At 63.5% G+C, this 17431-nt stretch carries 14 protein-coding genes; 10 read left to right on the top strand and 4 right to left on the bottom strand.

Annotated features, from left to right (window positions below; genetic code table 11):
• Positions 1 to 104: 104 nt before the first annotated feature.
• The 7 genes from ACNPAA_RS07540 to ACNPAA_RS07510 all read left to right on the top strand — a co-directional run bounded on the left by ACNPAA_RS07540 (position 105) and on the right by ACNPAA_RS07510 (position 11636).
• The gene (locus ACNPAA_RS07540; RefSeq protein ID WP_043153701.1) at positions 105 to 2063 is read left to right on the top strand and encodes an ATP-binding protein; all 1959 of its coding nucleotides are present in this window, start codon (positions 105 to 107) and stop codon (positions 2061 to 2063) included.
• A gap of 76 nt (positions 2064 to 2139) precedes the next feature.
• A complete protein-coding gene (gene gorA / locus ACNPAA_RS07535; RefSeq protein WP_279976782.1) occupies positions 2140 to 3489 on the top strand; it encodes a glutathione-disulfide reductase in 1350 nt (449 codons plus the stop codon).
• Positions 3490 to 3838: 349 nt separating this feature from the next.
• The gene (gene kdpA / locus ACNPAA_RS07530) at positions 3839 to 5521 is read left to right on the top strand and encodes a potassium-transporting ATPase subunit KdpA (RefSeq protein ID WP_128313069.1); all 1683 of its coding nucleotides are present in this window, start codon (positions 3839 to 3841) and stop codon (positions 5519 to 5521) included.
• A 55-nt stretch (positions 5522 to 5576) separates the two neighbouring features.
• Entirely contained in the window at positions 5577 to 7634 is a 2058-nt protein-coding gene (kdpB, locus tag ACNPAA_RS07525; RefSeq protein ID WP_201871708.1) for a potassium-transporting ATPase subunit KdpB, read from the top strand.
• 60 nt (positions 7635 to 7694) lie between these two features.
• A complete protein-coding gene (locus ACNPAA_RS07520) occupies positions 7695 to 8222 on the top strand; it encodes a potassium-transporting ATPase subunit C (protein ID WP_076362534.1) in 528 nt (175 codons plus the stop codon).
• A 103-nt stretch (positions 8223 to 8325) separates the two neighbouring features.
• Complete coding sequence (locus ACNPAA_RS07515) at positions 8326 to 10914, top strand: sensor histidine kinase (protein WP_042016150.1); 2589 nt, start codon at positions 8326 to 8328, stop codon at positions 10912 to 10914.
• 38 nt (positions 10915 to 10952) lie between these two features.
• Complete coding sequence (locus tag ACNPAA_RS07510) at positions 10953 to 11636, top strand: response regulator (RefSeq protein ID WP_039040653.1); 684 nt, start codon at positions 10953 to 10955, stop codon at positions 11634 to 11636.
• A gap of 4 nt (positions 11637 to 11640) precedes the next feature.
• Here ACNPAA_RS07510 and ACNPAA_RS07505 read toward each other — a convergent pair whose 3' ends face one another.
• A complete protein-coding gene (locus ACNPAA_RS07505) occupies positions 11641 to 12768 on the bottom strand; it encodes an MFS transporter (protein ID WP_417891670.1) in 1128 nt (375 codons plus the stop codon).
• Between the two features lie 92 nt (positions 12769 to 12860).
• Here ACNPAA_RS07505 and ACNPAA_RS07500 point away from each other — a divergent pair, with 92 nt between their 5' ends.
• A complete protein-coding gene (locus tag ACNPAA_RS07500) occupies positions 12861 to 13685 on the top strand; it encodes an AraC family transcriptional regulator (RefSeq protein WP_128313065.1) in 825 nt (274 codons plus the stop codon).
• Here ACNPAA_RS07500 and ACNPAA_RS07495 read toward each other — a convergent pair.
• Positions 13615 to 13848 carry a hypothetical protein gene (locus ACNPAA_RS07495; protein ID WP_041214189.1) on the bottom strand — a complete coding sequence of 78 codons (234 nt, stop codon included), beginning with the start codon at positions 13846 to 13848 and terminating at the stop codon, positions 13615 to 13617. The two genes, ACNPAA_RS07500 and ACNPAA_RS07495, sit on opposite strands and share 71 nt — an antisense overlap.
• A 283-nt stretch (positions 13849 to 14131) precedes the next feature.
• Between ACNPAA_RS07495 and ACNPAA_RS07490 the strand changes: the two genes are divergently transcribed.
• A complete protein-coding gene (locus ACNPAA_RS07490; RefSeq protein ID WP_109113150.1) occupies positions 14132 to 15382 on the top strand; it encodes a valine--pyruvate transaminase in 1251 nt (416 codons plus the stop codon).
• A gap of 73 nt (positions 15383 to 15455) precedes the next feature.
• On the opposite strand, the gene ACNPAA_RS07485 is transcribed toward ACNPAA_RS07490, so the two are convergent.
• A complete protein-coding gene (locus ACNPAA_RS07485; RefSeq protein WP_315627542.1) occupies positions 15456 to 15896 on the bottom strand; it encodes an Hsp20 family protein in 441 nt (146 codons plus the stop codon).
• Between the two features lie 92 nt (positions 15897 to 15988).
• A complete protein-coding gene (locus ACNPAA_RS07480) occupies positions 15989 to 16402 on the bottom strand; it encodes an Hsp20 family protein (RefSeq protein WP_010672291.1) in 414 nt (137 codons plus the stop codon).
• A gap of 256 nt (positions 16403 to 16658) precedes the next feature.
• On the opposite strand from ACNPAA_RS07480, the gene ACNPAA_RS07475 reads away from it, so the two are divergent.
• Positions 16659 to 17429: an MBL fold metallo-hydrolase gene (locus ACNPAA_RS07475; protein ID WP_103243949.1), complete on the top strand. Its 771-nt coding sequence runs from the start codon at positions 16659 to 16661 to the stop codon at positions 17427 to 17429.
• The last annotated feature ends 2 nt before the right edge of the window (positions 17430 to 17431 follow it).

The following is a 17431-nucleotide window of genomic DNA, read 5'->3' as shown; positions in this document are numbered from 1 at the left end:
AAAGGCCCCGAAAGGGGCCTTATTTTTATCCATTGGATGACACACGACATAAGTCCATGAAGCAGTTAAACTAAACCGCACTCAATCCAGACCGCAAGGACGCCATGTCAGGAATCTTCTCCAAGGCCGTCGGCCTTAACGGACTCTCTTATCGTCTGCTTTCCTACATTCTGATCTGCAGTACGGTGCTGGCACTGCTCATCACCGTGCTTCAGCTCGCCTGGGACTACAACAAGGATGTGACCGTCATCGAGGCCAGCATCGGCCAGATCGAGGCCTCCTTCCTGCAACCCATCTCGGCCAGTCTCTGGAACCTGGATGAAGAGCAGGTGAAGGTGCAGATCGAGGGCATCATGAACCTGCCCAACATGCAGTTCGTCATGGTCAAGGAGATGCTGGGCAATTCGGAAGTGCCCCTGCTCACCCAGGGGGTGGAGCAGCCCCAATACGACATCTCCCGCGAGTTCACCCTGAGCTATCAGGGGGAAGTGGTCGGCAAGCTGTTCGTCGCCGCCTCCCTGGAGCAGGTCTACCAGCGCCTCATCGAGAAATCCGTGCTGATCCTGGTCAGCCAGACCATCAAGACCCTGGTCGTCTCGTTCTGCATCCTGGTCATCATCTACTATCTGGTGATCCGTCATATCAACCGCATCGTCAGCTATGCCCAGAAACTGAGCCTGGATCGCCTCGCGGTAGAGCTGACCCTGGAAGGTCGCCCCCTGCCCCGCAAGTCCCCTGACGAATTCGATACCCTGGCCGCCCCCCTCAACCAGATGCGCACCCGGCTGAACGACGAGTTCACGGCCCGCCATCAGGCCGCCGATCAGCTCCAGCAGGAGCGGGACTTCTCCGCCACCCTGATCAACTCCGCCAACATGGTCATCTGCTGCATGGAGCCGGATCTCAACATCGCCAGCATCAACCCTGCGGCCATCCTGCTGACCGGCTATCACCACCAGGAGCTGTTGCAGCACAACTGGCTGGATCTCTTCGTCAGCAAGGAGCAGCGTGACGAGCTGGCCGCCACCCTGGCCGAGCAGGGCGCTCTGGAGGACAGGGAGATCACCATGCACGACCAGCAGGGCAACGAGCTGGTACTGCAGTGGACCTTCGCTCCCTTCTACGAGGGGCCCAACCTCAAGTACCTGATTGGCTTTGGCTATGACATCACCCCCCTCAAAAAGGTGGAGCGGGAGATCACCCTGTTCAACGAGCAGCTGGAAGGCAAGGTGGCTGAACGCACCCGCAGCCTGAGCGATGCCAACGACCAGCTGGGCAAGGCCTATGACGATCTCAAGCAGGCCCAGCAGACCCTGGTGGAGTCGGAGAAAATGGCCTCCCTCGGTTCCCTGGTTGCCGGCGTGGCCCACGAGATCAACACCCCCATCGGCATCAGCGTGACCGCCTCCTCCTATCTGCAGGAGCGGGTGGCCGACTTCAAGCAGCATATCGAGGCCAAGCAGCTCTCCCGCTCCTACCTCAACGAATTCACCCAGAATCTCGACGAGTCGATGCAACTGCTGCAAGGCAACCTGAGACGCGCCTCCGAGCTCATCGCCAGCTTCAAGCAGGTGGCGGTCGATCAGTCGTCCGAGGCGCGCTACAACTTCAGCCTCGCCGACAACCTGCACCAGGTGGTGGTCTCCCTCGGCTACAAGCTGAAGAAGGCCCAGTGCGAGGTCGACATTCAATGCGATCCCAAGCTGAGCATCTACTCCTTCCCGGGCAGCTTCACCCAGATCTATTCCAACCTGATCCTCAACTCCATCCATCACGGTTTCGATGGCTGGGACAGGCCCAGAAAGATCACCATCCAGGTGGCGCAGCAGGGAGACGAGCTGGTCATCGACTACAGCGACAACGGTCGCGGCATCCCCCCGGAGATATTGCCGCGCATCTTCGATCCCTTCGTCACCTCCAAGCGGGGACAGGGTGGCAGCGGGCTCGGCACTCACATCATCTACAACCTGGTGGTCCAGCTGCTGCGCGGCCGCATCCACTGCGCCAGCGAACCGGGCCAGGGCGCCCAGTTCCACATTCGCTTGCCCATCCAGCAGAACTGAGCACCGGCTCTTGTGGGCCGGCCGCTTTGTCCCCATCATGCTGTGACTGCATTCTTAACGAGCGGAGAACCTCGCAATGGCACAGCATTTTGACTACATCGCCATCGGTGGCGGCAGCGGCGGCATCGCCTCGGCCAACCGGGCAGCCATGTACGGCAAGAAAGTCGCCCTGATCGAAGCCAAAGAGCTGGGTGGCACCTGCGTCAACGTCGGCTGCGTACCGAAGAAGGCCATGTGGTATGCAGGCCAGATCGCCGATGCACTGAAATATGGCGCCGACTACGGCTTCGACACCACGCTCAACCACTTCAGCTGGGCCAGACTGGTCGAATCCCGTCAGGCCTATATCGGGCGCATTCACCAGTCCTACCAGAACGTGCTGGGCAAGAACCAGATCACTGTCATCAAGGGCTTCGCCCGCTTCGTCGACAGCCATACCGTCGAGGTGAACGCTGAGCAGTACAGCGCAGATCACATCCTGATTGCCACCGGCGGCCGCCCCGAGGTCCCGACCATTCCGGGCGCCGAACTGGGTATCGACTCCGACGGTTTCTTCGACCTGCAAAGCCAGCCCAAACGGGTTGCCGTGGTGGGTGCCGGCTATATCGCCGTGGAGATCGCAGGCGTGATGCAGGCACTTGGCTCCGAGACCCATCTGGTGGTGCGCAAGCATGCGCCGCTGCGCAACTTCGACCCCATGATCCACGAGACCCTGGTGGAGATCATGGCGCAGGAAGGGCCCAAGCTGCACACCCACGCCATTCCCAAGGCCGTCATCAAGAACGCCGACGACAGCCTGACCCTGCAACTGGAAGATGGTCGCCACCTCACCGTGGACTGCCTCATCTGGGCCATCGGCCGCGTCCCGGCCACCGACAACCTCAATCTGGCTGCCACCGGCATCACCCTGGACGAGAAGGGCTTCATCCCCACCGACAAGTTCCAGAATACCGCCATCGCCAACCTCTATGCCGTCGGTGACAACACCGGCCGCATCCAGCTCACCCCAGTGGCTGTCGCGGCAGGCCGCCGCCTCTCGGAGCGGCTGTTCAACAACAAGCCGGGCGAGCACCTCAACTACGATCTGGTGCCGACCGTGGTGTTCAGCCACCCGCCCATCGGCACCATCGGCCTGACCGAGCCGGAAGCCGTCGCCGAATACGGTGAAGATCAGGTGAAGGTCTACCGCAGCCAGTTCACCGCCATGTATTCGGCCCTGACCCAGCATCGCCAGCCCACCCGGATGAAACTGGTCTGCGTCGGGCCGGAAGAGAAGGTGGTCGGCCTGCACGGCATCGGCTTCGCCATGGATGAAATCCTGCAAGGCTTCGGCGTCGCCATGAAGATGGGCGCCACCAAGGCGGACTTCGACAACTGCGTTGCCATTCATCCTACCAGTGCGGAAGAGTTTGTGACCATGCGATAAGCGGGGTTGAAGCTGACCTCATCACCATCGGGTCAGCTTCCACCACTTGCTACCAAAACCCGGCTCAGGCCGGGTTTTTTGTGCCTTGCCTGTCCACCAGCCAGCAAAACCCGCCTTCTTTACGCCGATTTTACGCCAGCCAAATCCAGCTTTATGGCGCCTTTACGCCCGTTTTACATACCCTTTCAGCGTCAATGAGACCTATGGGATCGACACGGATATGCATCGATCCCTGACGCTAATTACCTCAACGGAGTCGTTATGAATTGGCTATATCTGCTGCTGGTCCTCGCCCTCGCGGGTTATCTGCTGCGCGCCCTCGCGCGCACTCATGAGTGAGGAACCGGATATGTGGCAAGAGATCATCTATCCCGTCGCGTTCGTGCTGCTGGTGCTGCTGCCGGCGCCTCTGCTTGGCAACTACCTGTATCGGGTATTTGAAGGCAAGAGTCGCTGGCTGGCCCCGCTTGAGCGCGCCACCCTGGCCTGCTGCGGCACGGACGGGCGCGAGCAGGACTGGAAGTCCTACGCCCTCAGCCTGCTGGCCTTCAACGGCGCAGGCTTCGGCCTGCTGTTCCTGATCCTGATGGCGCAGGGGCTATTGCCCCTCAACCCGCAGCAGCTGCCCGGGCTGAACTGGCAACTCGCCTTCAACACCGCGGTCAGCTTCATGACCAACACCAACTGGCAGGCCTACTCCGGCGAAGCCAGCCTCTCCTACTTCAGCCAGATGGTGGGGCTCACCACCCAGAACTTCGTCTCCGCCGCCACCGGCGCCGCCGTCGCCATCGCCCTGTTTCGCGGCATCGCCCGCCAGCAGACCACCCACCTTGGCAACTTCTGGCAGGATCTGGTGCGCTTCTGCCTCTACGTGCTGCTGCCGATGGCGCTGATCCTGGCGCTGCTGCTGGTATGGCAGGGGGTGCCCCAGAGCCTGTCGGCCTACCTGCCGTTCCACGCCCTGGAAGGTCAGGAGCAGCTGCTGCCGCTCGGCCCGGCCGCCTCCCAGATCGCCATCAAGCAGCTCGGCTCCAACGGCGGCGGCTTCTTCGGCATCAACTCGGCCCATCCGTTCGAGAACCCGACCGCCCTCTCCAACTGGCTGGAGATGGTCGCCCTGCTGACGCTGGCCGCCGCCATGGTCTGTACCCTGGGGCGCTACGTGAAGGATCTGGCCCACAGCCGCGCCATCCTCATCGCCATGACCACCATGCTGGTGCTGGGGCTCTGCCTCGCCATCGGCCAGGAGCTGAAGCCGGATCCCGCCCTCGCCCACCTCACCAGCGAAGCCGGCAACTGGGAAGGCAAAGAGAGCCGCTTCGGCCCCGTGCTCTCCAGCATCTGGGAAGTGGCCACCACCGCCGCTTCCAACGGCTCGGTCAACGCCATGCACGACAGCTTCGCCCCCCTCGCCGGCATGGTCGCCATGATCAACATGCTGCTGGGTGAAGTGGTGTTCGGCGGCGTCGGTGCCGGCATCTACGGCATGATGCTGTTCGTGCTGCTGACCGTGTTCCTGTGCGGCCTGATGGTGGGGCGTACCCCCACCTATCTGGGCAAGCGGCTCGGCATCACCGAGATGAAGTGGGTGGTCGCCAGCATGCTGGTGATGCCGGTCGGGGTATTGGTGATCGGCGGCATTACCCTGCTGATGCCGAACTCCGCCACCGTCATCGGTCACGACGGCCCCCACGGTCTGTCACGGCTGATCTATGCCTACGCTTCGGCCGCCGGCAACAACGGCTCCGCCTTCGCCGGCTTTGCCGCCGCCGACAGCTGGCAGTGCATCGCCATCGGGCTGGCCATGCTGCTCGGCCGCTTCGGCTACATCATTCCGGTACTGGCCATCGCCGGCCAGCTGGCCCGCGCACCACGCCAGGAGACGAGCGAAGGGGACTTCCCCGTTAGCGGCCCGCTCTTCATCACCCTGCTGATCGTCACCGTGCTGCTGATGGGGGGTCTCTCCTTCCTGCCGGTGCTGGCGTTGGGCCCGGTGGCGGAACACCTGAGCCTGCTGGGAGGTGCCTTCTGATGCTGCACACCCGATTGATCTGCGTGACCAACTATTCGATGCAGGGAGCTTTCCAATGAGCAAGTCCGCTTCAATGAGCACCGACACCCTCAAGGTGAAGGGCAAGAAACAGAAATCACAGATCCTGCAGGCCATGGTGGAAGCCCTCTATCGCTTCAACCCCAGGGCGCTGTTTGGCAGCCCCATCCTGTTCACCCTCTGGCTGGCGGCCGTGATGGCGACCCTGGAGTCGCTGCTGGGGCAACCGCTCTCCGGCGTCGCTCCTTCGCTGGCCTGGCAACTGACCGCCTGGCTCTGGCTCACCCTCTGGTTTGCCAACTTCGCCGAGACCCTGGCAGAGGGGCGCGGCAAGGCGCGGGCCGACAGCCTGAAGGCCGGCATGAGCCAGCTCAAGGCACGTCGAGTCACCAGCCCGCAGGATGACAAGGGCGAGTGGGTACCGGCCACCAGCCTGCTCAAGGGCGATCTGGTGCTGGTGCGCAGCGGCGAGATGATCCCGGCCGACGGCGAAGTGGTCGCCGGCATCGCCTCGGTCAACGAGGCGGCCATCACCGGCGAATCCGCCCCCGTCATCCGCGAGTCGGGCACCGACCGCAGCGGCGTGACCGGCAACACCACCGTCGTCTCCGACCAGATCTGGGTGCACATCAGCAACAACCCGGGCGAAAGCACGCTGGATCGCATGATTGCCCTGGTGGAAGGAGCCAAGCGGCAGAAGACCCCCAACGAGATGGCGCTGGACGCCCTGCTGGTGGGGCTGACCCTGATCTTCCTGCTGGTAGTGGCCACCCTGCCCTGGTTCCTCGACTACAACGGCACCCAGGTGCCCCGGCTCTATCTGCTGGCGCTGTTCATCACCCTGATCCCGACCACCATCGGCGGTCTGCTCTCCGCCATCGGCATCGCCGGCATGGACCGGCTGGTGAAGCTCAACGTGATCGCCAAGTCGGGCCGGGCGGTGGAAGCCGCCGGCGACGTGCGCACCCTGCTGCTGGACAAGACCGGCACCATCACTTTCGGCAACCGGATGGCGGACGAGCTGATCCCGGCCCCCGGCGTGGACCCCTCCCTGCTGGCCCAAGCCGCCATGCTGGCCTCGCTCGGTGACAACACGCCGGAAGGCAAATCCATCCTGACCCTGGCGGGCAAGAGCCACACCAAGCCGAGCCAGCTGGAGAGCGACATCCTCATCCCCTTCAGCGCCGAGACCCGGCTGAGCGGGCTGGATCGCAACGGCCATCACTATCGCAAGGGGGCGGTGGACGCGGTGCTGCGCTACCTCTCGCTCGATCGCAAGGCGGTGCCCGAGCTCATCCTCAAATCGGTGGACAACATCGCCCGCCAGGGCGGTACCCCGCTGCTGGTCTGCACCCACGAGAAGCTGCTGGGGGTAGTGTTCCTCAAGGACATCATCAAGCCGGGCATCAAGGCCCGCTTCCAGATCTTGCGCCACATGGGGATCCGCACCGTGATGATCACCGGTGACAACCCGCTGACCGCCGCCGCTATCGCCGCCGAGGCCGGGGTGGATGACTTCATCGCCGAGGCGACGCCGGAGAAGAAGCTGGCCTACATCCGTCAGGAGCAGGCCGACGGCCGGCTGGTCGCCATGTGCGGGGACGGCGCCAACGACGCACCGGCGCTGGCCCAGGCCGACGTGGGCCTGGCCATGAACGAGGGGACCCAAGCCGCCAAGGAGGCGGGCAACCTGGTGGATCTCGACTCCAACCCCACCAAGCTGCTTGACGTGGTGCTGGTGGGCAAGCAGCTGCTGGTGACCCGTGGCGCCCTGACCACCTTCTCCATCGCCAACGACGTGGCCAAGTACTTCGCCATCCTGCCGGCCCTGTTCATCGCCGCCTATCCGCAGCTGGGGGTGCTGAACCTGATGCAGCTAGGCAGCCCGGAAAGCGCCATCCTGTCGGCCATCATCTTCAACGCCCTGATCATCGTCGCGCTGGTGCCGCTGGCCCTGCGCGGGGTCAGCCTGCAGGGCTCGGCCGCCAGCCTGCTGCGCCGCAACCTGCTGATCTACGGCGTCGGCGGCCTGATAGTGCCCTTCATAGGCATCAAGCTGATCGACCTGGTCATCACCGGCCTGGGGCTGGTGTAACGGCATCACCGGATGCGGGACAGACCCGCATCCACCCAACGCATTTGGAGCAAGAAAATCATGATAGCAATCAGAACCCTGCTGACCCTGACCCTGCTGCTGGGGGTAGCGTATCCGCTGGCCGTCACCGGGCTGGCCCAGCTGCTCTTCCCCTGGCAGGCCAACGGCAGCCTGCTCACCAACGCCAAACAGCAGGTGGTCGGCAGCGCCCTGCTGGCACAGAAGTTCGAGCGGGCCGACTACTTCCACTCCCGCCCCTCCGCCAGCGACTTCGCCACCATAGGCGGAGGTGCCAGCAACCTGGGGATGAGCTCGCCGCTGCGGGCCGAGTTTGCCGCCGCGGCGGCCAGGGCGCAGCCAGAAGCCAGGGTCCCCGCCCTGCTGACCCGCTCCGCCTCCGGCCTCGATCCCCATCTGCCGATCGATGCAGCCCTGGCTCAGGTAGCGCGGGTCGCCGGGCAACGGGGGCTGGATCCCGTTCAGTTGACGGAGCAGGTCAAGTCGGCGGCACAAGCTGGTATCCTTGGCCCGCAGGTGGTCAACATTCTCCAGTTGAACCTGCAACTCGATCATCAAAAGGGCGCCTGAGGGCGCTCCTTGCCGTTCGGGACAGGCTCCCTTTCGACAACGGGGACAAGCATGAGCAATGAGGTCACGGCCGCGGTTCGGCCGATGCAACGGGAGCACGGGGATGCGTGATGAAGTGAGGGCAGACGCCCTGCTGGCGAGTCTGGAGCAGGAGCACAGGGGCAAGCTGAAGGTGTTTCTCGGCGCGGCCCCCGGCGTCGGTAAGACCTACGCCATGCTGCAGGCGGTGCGGGAGCAGGCCAGAGAGGGTGTCGACATCCTGATCGGGGTGGTGGAGACCCACGGCCGCCAGGAGACCCTGGCCCTGCTCGACAAGCTCGCCATCCTGCCGCGCACACTGCACCTGCACCGCCAGCAGCGGCTGGAGGAGATGGATCTGGACGGCCTGCTGGCGCGTAAGCCCGCCATCGCCGTGGTGGACGAGCTGGCCCACAGCAACGCCCCCGGCAGCCGCCACGAGAAGCGCTGGCAGGATGTAGAGGAGCTGCTGGGCGCCGGCATCGACGTCTACACCACCCTCAACGTGCAGCACCTGGAGAGCCTCAACGATCTGGTGTGGCAGCTGACCGGGGTCAGGGTCAAGGAGACCCTGCCGGATCAGGTGCTGCTGGAGGCCGACAGCCTGGTGCTGATCGACCTCCCCCCCAAGGAGCTGCTCGGCCGCCTCAAGGAGGGCAAGGTCTATGTGCCCCACCAGGCCAAGGCCGCCCTGCAATCCTTCTTCTCCCTCAACAACCTGACCGCCCTGCGGGAGCTGGCGATGCAGACCGCCGCCAGCCACGTGGAGGGGGATCTGCAGTTGCAGTGGCAGGCCGCCGGCAAGACCACACTGCCGCTGCGGGGCAAGCTGATGGTCTGCATCGGGGATGAGCACGGCGCCGCCCTGGTGCGTTACGGCCACCGCTTCGCCCAGCGCAGGCAACTGCCCTGGCTGGTGGTGCACATCGACAGCAAGGGGCAACGCTCCCCCGAGCTGGAGCAGGCGCTGGCCCTCGCCTCCCAACTGGGGGCCAGGGTGCTGACCCTCTCCAGCCCGGCCGTGGCCGATGCCCTGCTGGAAACCGCCGAACAGCAGCAGGTCTCCCAATTGCTGCTCGGCAAATCCCGCAACCCGCCCTGGCGTCGATCCCTGGTACAGCACCTGCTCAAACAGGCGCAGGGATTCGAGATCACGCTGGTGGATACCGAGAAGCGCAAGCCCGGCCTGACTCTACCTACGGCAGGCCCGGGTGAGCTTCGCCAGAGCCTGCTCGCGGTGGCCATCATGGGGGGGACCTCAGCCGTGGTCTGGGCCCTCTCCCACTGGCTGCCCCCCGCCTCCCTGCCCATGCTGTTCGTGCTGGGGGTGCTGGCCACCGCGCTCACCACCAGCCTGGTCCCCGCCATCCTGGCCGCCGTGCTGGGCTTCGTCGGCCACAATCTGCTGTTCACCTTCCCCTACTTCTCCCTGAGCGTGGCCAGCCACAGCGACCTGCTCACCCTGTTCGTGCTGCTCATCGTCGGCATCGCGGCCGGGCGCCTCGCCTCCCGCCAGCGTCAGCAACTGGTCAGTCTGCGCGAGACCCAGCAGCTGGGCAACGCCCTGCTCTCCCTGAGCCAGGGGCTGGCCACCGCCAGCAGCCCGGTGGACGTGCTGAGACAGGGAACCCAGGCCATCGCCCTCGCCCTTGGGCAGCCCGTGTTCGCGCTCGATGGGGATTACCAGTACCGGGCCGGTGACACCCAGACCGGGCCGGGCCAGACAGACAAGGCCGCCATTGACTGGTGCCTGGCCCAGAAACAGAGTGCCGGTGCCCATACCGCCACCCTCAACGCCGCCGAGGCCCAGTATCATCACCTCGGCGATGACCTGGTGCTGGGCATCCGGCTGGCCAGCCCGCTCACCTCCGCCGCCGAGCACCAGCTACAGGCCCTGCTCACCGATATCCGCGCCGCCCTGGCGCGGATCGATCTCAACGAGCGGCTGGCGGACAGCCAGTTGCAGGCGGAGACCGACCGGATGCGCGCGGCCCTGCTCTCCTCGGTCTCCCACGACCTGAAGACGCCGCTGGCCACCATCATGGGGGCTGGCAGCACCCTGCTGGAATACGGGGACCGGATAAGTGCGGAGGACCGCATCGAACTGCTGCACTCGGTGCAGGACGAGGCGCGCCGCCTGCACGGCTATGTGCAAAACCTGCTGGACATGACCCGCATCGGTTCACCGGACTTCCAGTTGAAACGGGACTGGGTCGACCTGGCGGACCTGGTGGAGAGCGCCCGCCGCCGGCTCGACTCCTCCTGGCGCCAGCACAAGCTGCTGGTGCACTTCGATCAGCAGATCCCCCGGCTCTATGTGCACGGCGCCCTGATCGAGCAGGTGCTGGTCAACATCCTCGACAACGCCTCCCGCTACTCACCGGCCGGCACCCCCATCGAGTTCAAGGTGATGCTGGCGGACCCCGACCTCATCATCGACATCATCGATATCGGGGTCGGCATCGCCGAGTCGGATCGGGACAAGATCTTCAACCTCTTCTACACCCAGCCGGTCGGCGACTGCGGCAGCCGCGGCACCGGGCTTGGCCTCGCCATTTCCCGCGCTATGATAGAGGTCCACGGCGGCCGTATCTGGGCATTCGCCGGCCCCAACGGCAACGGCACCTGCATGCGCATCTCCCTGCCGCTGGCCCTCAACGCACCGGCGGCCTGATGGTCGCCGCCCTTTTCAATCAGCAAACGGGAGGCTGAATGGCTCACATACTGGTCATCGACGATGAGGCGGCCATCCGCCGTTTTTTGCGGATCAGCCTGATCGCCGAAGGACATCAGGTGAGCGAGGCGGTCGGCGTCACCGAGGGGATGGCGCAGTATCGCCACCTCAACCCCGACCTGGTGATCCTGGATCTGGGCCTGCCGGACGGTGATGGCATCCAAATCCTGCACGCCATCCGCGAGCATCACGCCAATCCCGTGCTGGTGCTCTCGGCGCGGGACTCGGAGCAGGAGAAGGTGCGGCTGCTGGATGCGGGGGCCAACGACTACATGAGCAAGCCGTTCGGCGTCGGGGAGATGATGGCCCGTATCCGGGTGCTGCTGCGCCAGCGAGTCGGTGCCACCAGCGGCGAGTGTCGACACTTCCCCCATTGTGGCCTGACCCTGGACAGCAGCAGCCACAAGGTGACCCTGCAGGGCGAGGAGATCCCCCTCTCCCGCAAGGAGTTCGCCCTGTTGCAGGCGCTGGTGTGCCACCCCGGCAAGCTGGTGCAACAGACCCAGCTGCTCATCGACATCTGGGGGCCAAGCCACAAAGAGGACACTCACTACCTGCGCATCGTCATCGCCAGCCTGCGCAAGAAGCTGGGAGATAACCCCCAGCAACCCACCCTGATCGAAACTGAAGCCGGCATCGGCTACCGTTTTATCGGCAGCTGATGTTTCACGTGGAACGACGCCAGCCACAGCACAGGGCCAGCAGACCGCAACCCCCGAGCAGCAGACCGAGATCCTGCAAGCTGGCTGCAACCGCCAACCCCAGGCTGAGCAACAGGTAGTAACCGAGCCCGAACAGGGCGCCGGCACTGCCCGCCACCTCCCGGTAGGCCAGCAGCGCCTGGCTCAGCACATTGGGGATAGCCAGCCCGAACGCCACCATCACTCCCGTCATGGGCAGCAGAAACCAGAGCGAAGTCTGACTGGCCCACACCAGCCAACCCGAACCCAACGCCAGCACGGCGGCGAGCCGTATTAACGAGGCAGGCGTCCAGCCACGGCCCAACAGATGCTTGTTGAGCAGGCTGCCCACCAGGGTCGCCAGCGCCAACACGATGCCGGAGTAACCAAATTCCCCCGCACTCAGCCCCAGACTGGCAAACAGAAACGGCGCCAGGCTGTAGTAGCCGAACAGCATGGTGTTGAAAAGCGCCACCAGTGCCGCGCTACGCCACAAGGCTGCATCACGCACCATCCGGCAGGCCAGCGGCCAGAGTGCGACCCTTTGGGTGGTGGCCGAGCGGGTTTCCGGCAGTTGCCAGCAAGCCATCAGCAACAAGCCGATTGCCAGCGCCAGCAGGACGCCGAATACCCCGAGATAACCCAAGCCATCAGCCAGCAGGCCACCGCTCACCAGCCCCAGCACAGGACTCAGGGAGAGCGCGATGCCCATCACCGAAAAGACCCGCGCCAGATCGCTGTACTGATAGCTGTCGCGCAGCATGGTCTGGGTCACCACGGAACCCACGGCGGCACCGAAGGCCGCGATGACCCGGGCCAGCAGCAGGGTTTCAAATTGAGCGGCCAGCAACGCCAGCAGAGTGCCGGCGCCATAGGTCAGCAGCCCCGCCAGCATGGCGGGACGCCGCCCGATGAGATCGCACAGTCGGCCCCAGCAGACCACGCCCGCCGCAAACGCCAGAAAATAGACCGACAGGGTCTGGGACGCCTGCCCCTCGCTCACCCGAAACTCAGTGGCGATATGGGTCAGCACCGGGCTGTAGATGGTCTCCACCATCTGGGGAAACATCATCAATCCGACCACCAGCCAGCGCGGTGGCAACCTGCTGTTCATGACACACCTCCTTCACAAGAGGTCGCCATTCTAGAGAGGGATAACTTGTCCGATTACAATAAGACGGACTATAAACAGCAAGAATCGGACACATGGCCTTTATTCTTCCCGATCACCCCTTTGATCCGGACCAGCACGACGGCAGCGCCATCGGTATTGCCGCCGCCCTCGGCTGGCACGACTCCGGCCGCCATCAGCACCAGCGCCACCAGCTGCTGTTCGCCCAGGCAGGCTGCATGACCATAGAGCTGGACGATCAGGTCTGCCTGCTGCCGCCGACGCGAGCGGCCTGGTTGCCAGCAGGCCTGCCCCACCGGGTGTTGATGCGCGGGGTAGTGGCCTATCGCTCCCTCTACTTCCAGCCGGAGCCCGCGTTGCCAAACGAGATGGCGGTGCTGGCGGTCAACCCGCTGCTGCGGGAGATCATCGAGCGGATGGCGCTCTGGCCCTGGGACAAGCCGGAAGCAGAGCAAACCTGCACACTGGCATTATTGAAAGAAGAGCTGGCGCAAGCGCCGCGGGAATCCTGGCAGTTGCCGCTGCCGTCAGACGGGCGTCTGATCGGCTGGCTGCAGGAGATAAAGCGGGGTGACACCCTGCCCGATCGGCTCAACCGGCTGGCCGAGCGGGTGGGTGCCAGCGACAAGACCATAGGCCGCATCTTCATGCGGGAGACCGGTATGAGCTACCAGGCCTGGCGCCAGCAGTGGCGACTGCTTCGGGCCATGGAACTGCTGGCCGAAGCCGAGCCCATCAGCCGGGTGGCCGCTGCGCTGGAGTTCGCCAGCGACAGCGCCTTCATCGCCTTCTTCAGGCAGCACACAGGGCAGACCCCCTTGCGCTACCTCAACTCTCGGGATGAGTCGCATCGGCCGAACTCGCCTCCACCACCAGGGTCTCCAGGGCCAGCGGCTTGAGGTTGTGGATGGCCTCTGCCACCACGTCATGGGAGGCCTGCTGCTGCAAGGCCAGCATCTCCTGTTGCAGGGCGGCGCTGTCCAGCTCGGGTCTGGGGTTCTCGGCGGCCATGGCATTCAGGCTCAGGCTGCTGGCAATCAGGGTAGCGATCAGGATCTTCATCTGGCGTGCTCCGGTGTGGTTGAGATGACCAGATAGCTATTCCAATAGTTGTGCCAGATTTATAACAGCATGATTTTATTGATGTAAATAATTTTTTGATGCTGCCACCCCCCTTCCTGAATCGAATGTTGGTTATTTTAAAACCTATAAATGGTTTTTTTTACCACCTCCATCATGGCAACCCTGTTCCACGTGAAACGCCCCGTTTTTTTGATCGACACCCGCTTTTGAAGTGAGCTATGGTGCTAGCTCCCCCCTTAACTGACTCTGGATTTGCCACCGAATGGAATTCTCCTTGTTCGGCGAGAAGTTCACTCGCCACGCCGGTATTACCCAACTCATGGACGACCTCAATCAAGGGCTGCTGAATCCCGACGCCATCATGCTGGGAGGCGGCAATCCGGCCCCCATCCCCGCCATGCTGGAACGCTTTCAGGCCGAGGCCAATACCCTGCTCGACAACGGCGAACTGATCAAGGCCATGGCCAACTACGATGGCCCCCAGGGCAAGGACAGGTTCACCAGGGCGCTGGCCGCCCTGCTCAGCAAGGAGCTGGGCTGGGAGATATCCGCCCGCAACATCGCCCTGACCAATGGCAGCCAGAACGCCTTCTTCTATCTGTTCAACCTGCTGGCCGGCGAGTTCGCCGACGGTCGCAAGAAGAAGGTGTTGTTCCCCCTGGCCCCCGAATACATCGGCTATGCTGACTCGGCCCTCTCGGACGATCATTTCGTCGCCTACAAGCCCACCATCGAGAAACTGCCCGACGGCCAGTTCAAATACCACGTGGATTTCGAAAGCCTGCAGGTGGGCGACGACATCGGGGTGATCTGTGTCTCCCGGCCGACCAACCCCACCGGCAACGTGCTCACCGACGAGGAGATCGAGCACCTCGATCAGATCGCCCGTGACAAGGGGATCCCGCTGCTCATCGACAATGCCTACGGCGTGCCCTTCCCCGGCATCATCTTCAGCGACGCCAAGCCGTTCTGGAACGCCAACACCATCCTCTGCATGAGCCTCTCCAAGCTCGGCCTGCCTGGCACCCGTTGCGGCATCGTCATCGCCGACGAGAAGATCATCCGGGCCATCACCAACCTGAGCGGCATCATCAATCTGGCACCGGGCAGCCTGGGTCCGGCCATCACCATTCCGATGATCGAGAGCGGAGACATCATCACCCTGAGCGAACAGGTGGTGAAACCCTTCTACCAGCACAAAGCCACCTTCGCGGTCCAGCTGCTGCGCGAGGCCATTCCGGATCCGCGCTTCCACATCCACAAGCCGGAGGGTGCCCTCTTCCTCTGGCTCTGGTTCGAAGACCTGCCGATCCACTGCCAGGAGCTGTATGAGCGACTGAAGGCGAAGAACCTGCTGATCGTGCCCGGCCACTACTTCTTCCCCGGCATCGACGACCCCGAGTGGCGCCACAGCCAGGAGTGCATCCGCCTCAACTATGCCCAGAGCGAAGATCTGGTGCGTCGTGGCATCGCCATCCTGGCCGACGAGATCAACGCCCTCTACGCCGGTTGATTCCCCCTTCGGCATGAAAAAAAGAGGCCTGCAGATGCAGGCCTCTTGTCTATCAGGTGGTCAGCGATGTTGTTTAACCGGGCAGTGCCAGCTGATCGGGTTTGCCGATGGGGATGGCGCGGGGCTTGAGCGCTTCCGGCAGCTCCCGGGCCAGCTCTATGGTCAGCAGACCGTGCTCCAGCCTGGCCCCCTGCACTTCCACGTGCTGGCTCAGCTTGAAGGCGAGCTCGAAGTCCCGCTCGGCGATCCCCTGATGGAGGAACTGGCGATCACCCATGGTGGCGACCTTGCGCCCCTTCACCTTGAGGGTACCGTTTTCGGTCTCCAGCTCCAGCTCATTGCGATCGAAACCGGCCACGGCAACCGTGATGAGGTAGCTGTCGTGATCCCCCTTTTCGATGTTGTACGGGGGGTAGGCCGAGGTCTTCTGATCGAACAGGCCTTCCAGCTCGCGGGCCATCCGCTCGAAGCCGACGGCATTGGAATAGAGATGAGAAAAATCGAGGTTACGCATGATCCTATCCTTCTATAAAGCAACAGGGTTTACTCTCCACGGGCCCGCCATCGGCACCCGGGAAACATCAGCAATGCAACGAGGCCAGGCTGTCAGCCGTTGATCTCGATCTTGCGGGGCTTCATCGCCTCGGGCACTTCGCGCACCAGGTCGATGTGCAGCAGACCGTTCTTCAGGTCGGCCCCCTTCACCCGCACATAGTCGGCCAGCTGGAAGCGACGCTCGAAGCCGCGTTCGGCAATGCCCTGGTAGAGGTAGTTGCGCTCGGTGTCGGCCTGCTTGCTGCCCTTCACCGTCAGCAGATTTTCCTGGAAGCTCAGCTCCAGCTCTTCCTGGGTAAAGCCCGCCACCGCCATGCTGATGCGGTAGTCGCTGTCACCCAGCTGCTCGATGTTGTAGGGGGGATATCCGGCATTGCCATTGCTGGCCGCAGATTCGATGAGAGTGGCCAGACGATCGAAACCGATGGCAGAACGATAGAGCGGAGAAAAGTCGATAGAACGCATAGTATTACCCTCTTGTGAGCGATAACGGATTGTTTGCCCTCCTGATGGACGGGCGCCTGGTCGAAACCTCTGTCGAGCGTTCCGGCCTTGTTATCTATATAGGGGCCAGCATTTGGCTTTCAAGGGGTAAAAACAAAAGAAATACAGGCCATCAAAAATGGCCCGATTAGATCGATAATAGGCCTGTGGGCCACTCATGATCCGTCCCTCATCCCTCCATACTGGCCGTGTCCCCAACGAGAAACCGGAGCACGCCATGAAGATTACCCAGGTTCGCAACGCCACCCTGCTCATCCACTACGCAGGAACCCGCTTCCTCATCGACCCCATGCTGGCCCCCAAGGGGAGCTACCCCGGCTTCGAAGGCATGGCCAACAGCCATCTTCGCAACCCCCTGGTCGAGCTGCCGCTGCCCATGGCGACCCTGCTGGAGGTGGATGCGGTGATTGTCACCCATGACCATCTGGATCACTGGGACGATGTCGCGAAAGCGAAGATCCCCAGGCACCTTCCCCTGTTCGTGCAGCATCAGAAAGATGCCGACACCATGAGGGGATGCGGCTTCGAGGATGTGCGCCTGCTGGGCGAGGTCGGCGAGTTCGCCGGCATCCGCCTGCAACAGACGGAAGGCCGGCACGGCAGCGATAGCATCATGGCCCTGCTGGGGGATCGCCTTGGCGAGGTCAGCGGAGTGGTCTTCTCCCATCCCGCCGAAAAGACCCTCTATCTGGCCGGCGACACCGTCTGGAATGCCCAGGTTGAACAAGCGCTGCACCGGCACCAACCCGAGGTTGTCGTCCTCAACTGCGGCGATGCCCAGGTGACGGGTCTGGGTGCCATCATCATGGGCAAGGAGGATGTGGCCGCCGTCTATCAGGCCGCCCCGCAGGCCACCCTGATCGCCAGCCACATGGAGGCGGTCAATCATGCCCTGCTGTCCCGGCGGGAGCTGCGCGACTACCTGGACAGCCAGGGGATGGCCGCCCGGGTACGGGTGCCCGAGGATGGCGACACCATGGTGCTCTGAGC

The sequence above is a fragment of the Aeromonas sp. PS2Canimalfood6 genome, assembly GCF_048276795.1.
Taxonomy (GTDB): domain Bacteria; phylum Pseudomonadota; class Gammaproteobacteria; order Enterobacterales; family Aeromonadaceae; genus Aeromonas; species Aeromonas caviae.
Note: the sequence above shows the minus strand (reverse complement) of the source record. Positions and strands in the feature narration are given on the sequence as shown.